The following is a 6,946-nucleotide window of genomic DNA, read 5'->3' on the forward strand; positions in this document are numbered from 1 at the left end:
TTTCTGTCATCAACCCGGAGTAGGCATAACGGCTACATGCGGGCCTGATAACCTTGTTACCTATTATGAGTATGATGACTATAACAGGCTGCGGTTTGTTAAAAACCAAAACAAGGACATCATCAAAAATGTGTCCTACCAGTATAATAACCAGCGTTAAAAATTAAATGAATCCCGTTCAACCTATATATATGCGTTCAGCTATATTTAAGATAACCCTGGTAGCTTTCTTCCTTGTAACAGGAATATTGCCGGCACGGGCACAATTTAGCATCAGTGGCGAAACCTGTGCATTAACAGGTGACGACGCCACTTACAGTTATACTATATCCGGCTCCTGGTACTCCGGCGCCCAGTTTAGCTGGTGCGTAAGCGGCGGACATATATCGGAAAGCACAAATACCTGCCAGTCAGGCGGCTCCCCGCGTATAACCGTTAGCTGGACCGGCTCTTCATCCGGTAGTATCAGCGTTAATATATCCAATAATAAGGATGGCAGCGGTAACTACCATAACGGCAGCGCATCACTCAGCGTATCATTGATCACCTCCGGCAGTACGATAACGCCGACAACACAAACAATCAATTTTGCAGCGGCGCCCCAAACCCTTACAGGTGGCGGCTTAACAGGCGCGGCCTGCACGCCGTCTTTTTTTGCCTATGCCTGGGAAAGTGCCATTTCAGTGGACGGGCCTTACACAGAAATTCCAGGTGCTACCGGGCAGAACTATACGCCGCCATCTCCGCCGCAAACAACTTTCTATAGAAGAAAAGTGAGTACAACAGCCGTGTCGAGATATTCCGGTGTTGCTACTGTTAACGTCAACAACCCTATGTTTCCGGGCTCCATATCAACTGCGGGAACAGCTGTGAGCTATAACACCGCGCCCTCGGTTACACAGGTAGCTGCTACCGGCAGCACATGTGGTACGCTTACATACCAGTGGGAGCGGTCGCTGGATAACGGCGCCACCTGGACATCCATCGGTACCGGTATTACTTATCCCGCTACCGCGCCTGTTATTACCGCGCCAACCCGCATAAGAAGGCGGGTGACCTGCAGTGGCGTTTCTGCATTCACCAATGAGCTTTCCTTCACAATTAAACCGCTGCAGGGCGGCGCCATTTTCTCAGACAATACCTCTCTTGATAATAATACGCAACCGGTGATCTCACAACAGCCGGCATCCGAAGGCTCCTGCCTGGCAAGCAGCTACGTTTATACCTGGCAACGCTCACTGGACGATGGCGGTACCTGGGCAAACATAGGTACCGGTGCAGCTTTCCCTGCAACAGCGCCTGCCGTTACTGCCGCCACGCTGATCAGGAGGATGGTTGCCTGCGCTTCAGAAACAGCATATAGTAATACATTAACATTCGGTGTAGTCAATCCAGCATATTTTTCAGAAACAGCAAGCAACTTCATTCAAACAGAGAATGTGCTTACAAGCGGAGTTAAAACACTGGCCCAGGCTAACCAGATGGCTACCAATCAAAGGCTCAGAACAACTATTTATTATGATGGTCTTGGGCGCGCGGTGGAAACAGTAGGCCAGCAGCAGGGAGGCCAGCTCAGGGATATGGTGAAATGGCAGGAGTATGATGATTACGGAAGAGAACCGCAACAATACCTGTCGTACTCCTACAACAGCAACAACAGTGCGGCAGAAGCTACTGATGGCAAGTATAAGGCTTCAGCTAAAACACAACAGGCTGGCTTTTATCAGTCGTTGTACCCTAACGAGCCTGCATATCAGAAAATATTGTTTGATAACTCCCCGCTAGACCGGGTGCTTAAAACATTACCGCCCGGTTCCAGCTGGGCCGGAAACAATAGAGGCATTGAACAGCAGCTGCTTGTAAATACCCTTGCTGAAAATGTAAGGATATGGAATGTAGGAACCACTGAAACAGAGCTGCCGGTAAGCCCCGGTGCATACCCGGATGGCGCACTTTCAAAAGAAGTGTCTATAGACGAGAATGGAAGTAAGGTGCTCACCTATAAAGACAAAAATAACCGCGTTGTGCTGAAAAAGGTGCAGCTGGCAGCGGCGCCGTCCGTTACGCATGGCGGTTGGCTTTGCACCTACTATATATATGATGAGATAGGAAATTTGCGTTTTGTACTGTCGCCCAGGGCCACCGAAGCAATAGATGGATCGTGGCAGTTAACCAGCGCAATTGTAAATGGCCTTTGCTTTAAGTATGTATATGACCGGCGTAACCGTGTGGTCGTTAAACAGGTGCCGGGAGCAGATCCTGTTTACATGGTGTACGACACCCGCGACAGGATGGTGTACTCAAGCGATGGAAATCAGCGTGACCGCAATGAGTGGTTGGTGATCTTTTATGACGGCCTAAATCGCCCCGAAAAAACCGGCATTTATCACGCCACAGCAGCTGTTACACGCGCAACACTGCAGGCGCAGATGGATCAGCAGTCGTCCAACGGCGACTACAGGGTTACCGTAGCCAAAGTGGGCGATCTGGAAGTAAGCAGCCGCTCAACGGATGTATACACTTATAAAGCAACCGGCAGCGTCACTTTCCTGCCAGGTTTTGAATCTGCCACATCTGATGAGTTTGAGGCTTATATTGACCCAACCGCTACAGATGGAACCACAGGCGAAACCGTAGCCGTTAACCCGCAGCCCGCAACCGATAATGTGGATATGCTTGTTTATACCTATTACGATAACTATGCATGGACCGGCGTAAAGGCTTACAATAGCAGCTATGCGGGTAAAGTGGAAGCCGGCAGCAATCCCTACCCGGAAACCGTTGCCAGCAGCACCATGACGCGGGGGAGAATAACAGGCACAAAGGTTCGTGTGCTGGGTACAAATCAGTGGCTCACAACCACCACCTACTATGATGCAAAAGGAAGGGTAATACAAACCCTGGCAGATAACATTAAGGGAGGAACAGACATTACTACCAACATGTATGACTTCAGCGGCAAATTGCTCAGCACCTATGTGCATCATCATAATCCCGCCAGTACAGCCACGCCTGAAGTGAAAGTGCTTACAAAATTCAGCTACGATCTGGCCGGCCGTTTACTCAGCGTTATAAAAAGGGTAAATGACGCCGCTGCCACGGAAAGAACAGTAGCCCTGAATGAATATGATGCACAGGGCAACCTTAAAAAGAAAAGCCTTGGGGTGAATGGTTCAGCCATTATGGAAACCCTTAACTACGATTATAACATCAGGAGCTGGCAGCTGGGTATGAACCGCGACTACCTGAAGGACGCAGCCACCAACTATTTCGGCTATGAGCTGGCCTATGATAAAACAGCATCGGCAATTAACGGTGCGGCTTACACAGCGGCGCAGTTTACCGGCAATATAGCCGGCACAATATGGCGTAGCCAAACCAACGGTAAAAAGCGTAAATACGACTTTAGCTATGACCTGTCTAACCGCCTGCTGAAGGCCACCTTTACGCAAAATACAGGCAGCGCATGGAACACCAGTGAAGGTGTGAATTATACCATGTCAGTAGGAGATGGTGCAACCCCCCAAACTGCTTACGATGCAAATGGTAATATTAAGGCGATGACACAATATGGGTTGAAAGGTACTACCAGCAGCCCGGTTGACCAGCTTACGTACAGCTATCTCCCCAACAGCAACCAGCTGCAGGGTGTTATTGACCAGGCCAACGATCCGCAGTCAACCCTGGGAGATTTCAAGGAGATTAACGGCAGCAACAGCAACGACTATGTTTATGACAAGGCGGGTAACCTTCAAAGCGATGCAAATAAGGGAATTACGGCTATCAGCTATAACCTTTTCAACCTGCCGGAAAATATCGTTACGGGATCAGGCAACATTCAATATGTATACGATGCTACAGGCAGAAAGCTGGAAAAAATCGTAACCGACAATACGCAATCTCCATCCAAAATAACAACAACAGATTATATTGGTCAGTTTGTTTACGAAAATAATGCCCTGGAGTTCTTTGGACATGAGGAAGGCCGGGTAAGACCGGTGACTGAAAGCGGTCAGCTGACTTACAAATATGATTACTTTATTAAAGATCATTTGGGAAATGTGCGCTTGGTGCTTACCGAGCAAACTAATTTCAGTATGTATTCGGCTACTATGGAAACAACGCAGGCTGCCACTGAAACAGCATTGTTCAGCAATATAGATGAAACCCGTACGCCTAAACCAGCAGGCTATCCGCAGGATGCAACCACTTCAAAGAACAATTTCGTGGCTAAGCTGAATGCAAAGGATGGTGGTAAAAAAATAGGGCCATCGCTGGTGTTAAGGGTAATGGCAGGCGATACTGTTCAAATAGGAGCCAGGGCTTTTTATAAATCAACAGGTCCTAAGAACAACAAGGCAGCCACCCCGGAAGATATGGTGACCTCCCTGCTGCAGGCCTTTGGCGGTGCCGGATCATCAGATGCGTCTCATGCTGCCCGGCAGGCCGGGAACTTGTCGCCCTTCCGGAACTTCAACAGCAATGATTATCAGCGTTTAAAAGACAAAGCCCCGGATGAGAACCGCGACGATAAACCAAAGGCCTACCTGAATTTTGCATTATTCGATGATCAGTTTAACTTAGTAGAAGACAACAGCGGTGTACGGCAGGTAAAAGGCACGCCGGATGAACTGCAAACCCTGGCGGTAGACAAGATGGTGGTTGAGAAAAGCGGTTTCCTGTATGTATATACCAGCAATGAAACGCAGCAGGATGTGTTCTTTGATAATGTAACGGTAGCAACTTTCAGCGGACCAATATTGGAGGAAACGCATTATTATCCGTTTGGGTTAACAATGGCGGGAATATCATCTAACGCTTTAATGGGTACGAATTATCCAGAAAATCGTTTGCAATATAATGGTAAGGAATTGCAGCATAAGGAGTTTGGAGATGGCAGTGGGCTGGAGTGGTATGATTATGGGGCGAGGATGTATGATGCGCAGATAGGAAGGTGGCATGTTCCTGATCCTCTTGCAGACCAATATACTTCTTTTACTCCTTATAATTATACATTTAACAATCCTCTGTTATTTGTAGACCTTGATGGTAAAGATGGTATGGTTACAAAAATTAAAGGTAAAGGAACAAAGGATAATCCGAATATTGTTAAAATCACGGCAAATTACTATTATAATAAGAAGAAACTAAATGAGAAACAGATTGCAGCATTGGAAAAGGCGGTAGCTAACTATAATGGAACAACTTCTACTACAGGTAAAAGCAAAGACGGCACTTATACGATAATACAATTTGACCTGAAAGCAAAAGGTTTTGATACAGATGAAGCAGTGAAAGATGCTGTTAATGGAGATACATTCACAAATGAAATGGGCGGAACAAGTGGTTATGGAAATGAGGTTACCACTACAGTAACGGATGATCTGGATCAACCATTGGGCGCTGATATAAGAGGTACTCGTGCGACCGGAGGATCGAAATTGATACAACTATACACAAATAATATTCAAATGGCTGTAAAGGAAGGATTTAATGAAACTGACATTCTAGAAAGCACACTTAATCATGAAATAGGCCATAACCTGGGGGGGGAGCACGGAGATACTAATCCAATGGGTAAAGGACATATAACATTAAGTACAAGATTAACTAATCCCAATTGTTTGGGTGCTGGTTGCCCAACAACCCCCTATATTCAACGAGTTAACATTAGCAAAAGCTTTCCGCAAACAATAATTAATAGAATTCAAAGCCCCGTTGGGCCAAGAATGCTGCAATATAAAAAAGATTAAAGCTATGTTTACGTATAGGCTATATCTCTGCATCTGCGTGTTTTGTTTGACTAATACATTGTATGCGTGGGGCCAGGAGAATAATAACAGTAGAAAAAACTGTTTCGACAACTTGGTTGAGCTTAAAGGGTACTATATAAAGGTCTATACAAAAGATTATGTACGTAAGCTCGAACAAAATAGGAATAATAGGCTAAATAACAGGCCGTTCCAAGTGGCTATAGATGGCAGTAAATATGACGAATTCTTCATTCCGGTTAGCGACAGTGAAGGCCTATACCTGCAGCGTGAATTATCAACATTATTTTACAGGAATAAGAAAAGTATCTACTTAAGGTGCACAAGTGCTAATTATGCAGTTTTCAAAGAGCATTTTTGCAATAGTAATGAAGATAAAAAAAATGATACCTGCGTAAGCTTTGTAACAGATAAATACTATTCGTTTAGTAAGGATAAGATGCATTGTTACCAGGTATTTTATGTCACAGGGTTGTGGCTTGAGGGAAAAGCAGTGACCAATGTGCAAAAATCTCTTTTCCCTGAAAAAGCAAAATATATTGACACATCAGTTGCTGCTTTCAATACTTATTTATTATACAGATTGAGGAAGTCAGATGTAAAGGAAATAAAGGATAGTCAACTAGAGTTATGGAAAACCGTACCTCCCCTTTGGAATGATTAATGAAAAGCGCATTGCTGTACGTTTAGATTGCCAATGTATAGTTTTGTCAATTATTCATATTATTCAAAATTTTATATAAAAACATCTTTGCAACATTGCAATAAAATGTCTTTTTTTACAGTCGAAACTATACCTGGAAAGTAATGTTGTTACCCACATCGTTTTAACCCATCACTTTCTATTGCATGATTTCATATACGGCCATAGCTGCCCTATTTTGTGGATGTTGTAAGTGCCTGTGCTATGCCGTTGGTTAGATCCCTGAAATAATTACATGAATGCCTTACCATGAAAATGTATTAACAGTCGGCTATAAGCTGGTTTGTTTTGCCGTAATGTCCCTGTTCCTGCTAAGTGGCTATGCTGCAAGCGCGCAAGCCACAGACAGCACTGCTATGGCAGCTGCGCAGCTACCCGGTAAATACTTTAAACAGGTGGCCGGCAAATCCAAACATATGGAGCAACAGGTTGACAAGCGCACCGCCAAAGCCCTGCAACGCTTACAGCGGCA

General features: G+C 45.3%; 3 protein-coding genes. All 3 read left to right on the plus strand.

Annotated features, from left to right (window positions below):
• The first annotated feature begins 191 nt into the window (after nt 1-191).
• Nucleotides 192-5,753 (plus strand): DUF6443 domain-containing protein, encoded by a 5,562-nt coding sequence (locus tag VFS25_RS19485; protein ID WP_326463850.1) that lies wholly within the window; start codon nt 192-194, stop codon nt 5,751-5,753.
• Between the two features lie 112 nt (nt 5,754-5,865).
• Nucleotides 5,866-6,435: a hypothetical protein gene (locus VFS25_RS19490; protein WP_326463851.1), complete on the plus strand. Its 570-nt coding sequence runs from the start codon at nt 5,866-5,868 to the stop codon at nt 6,433-6,435.
• Nucleotides 6,436-6,713: 278 nt separating this feature from the next.
• On the plus strand, nt 6,714-6,946 hold a 233-nt coding region (locus VFS25_RS19495), incomplete at its 3' end, for a hypothetical protein (protein ID WP_326463852.1).

The sequence above is a fragment of the Chitinophaga sp. genome (genome assembly GCF_035761305.1).
GTDB lineage: Bacteria > Bacteroidota > Bacteroidia > Chitinophagales > Chitinophagaceae > Chitinophaga.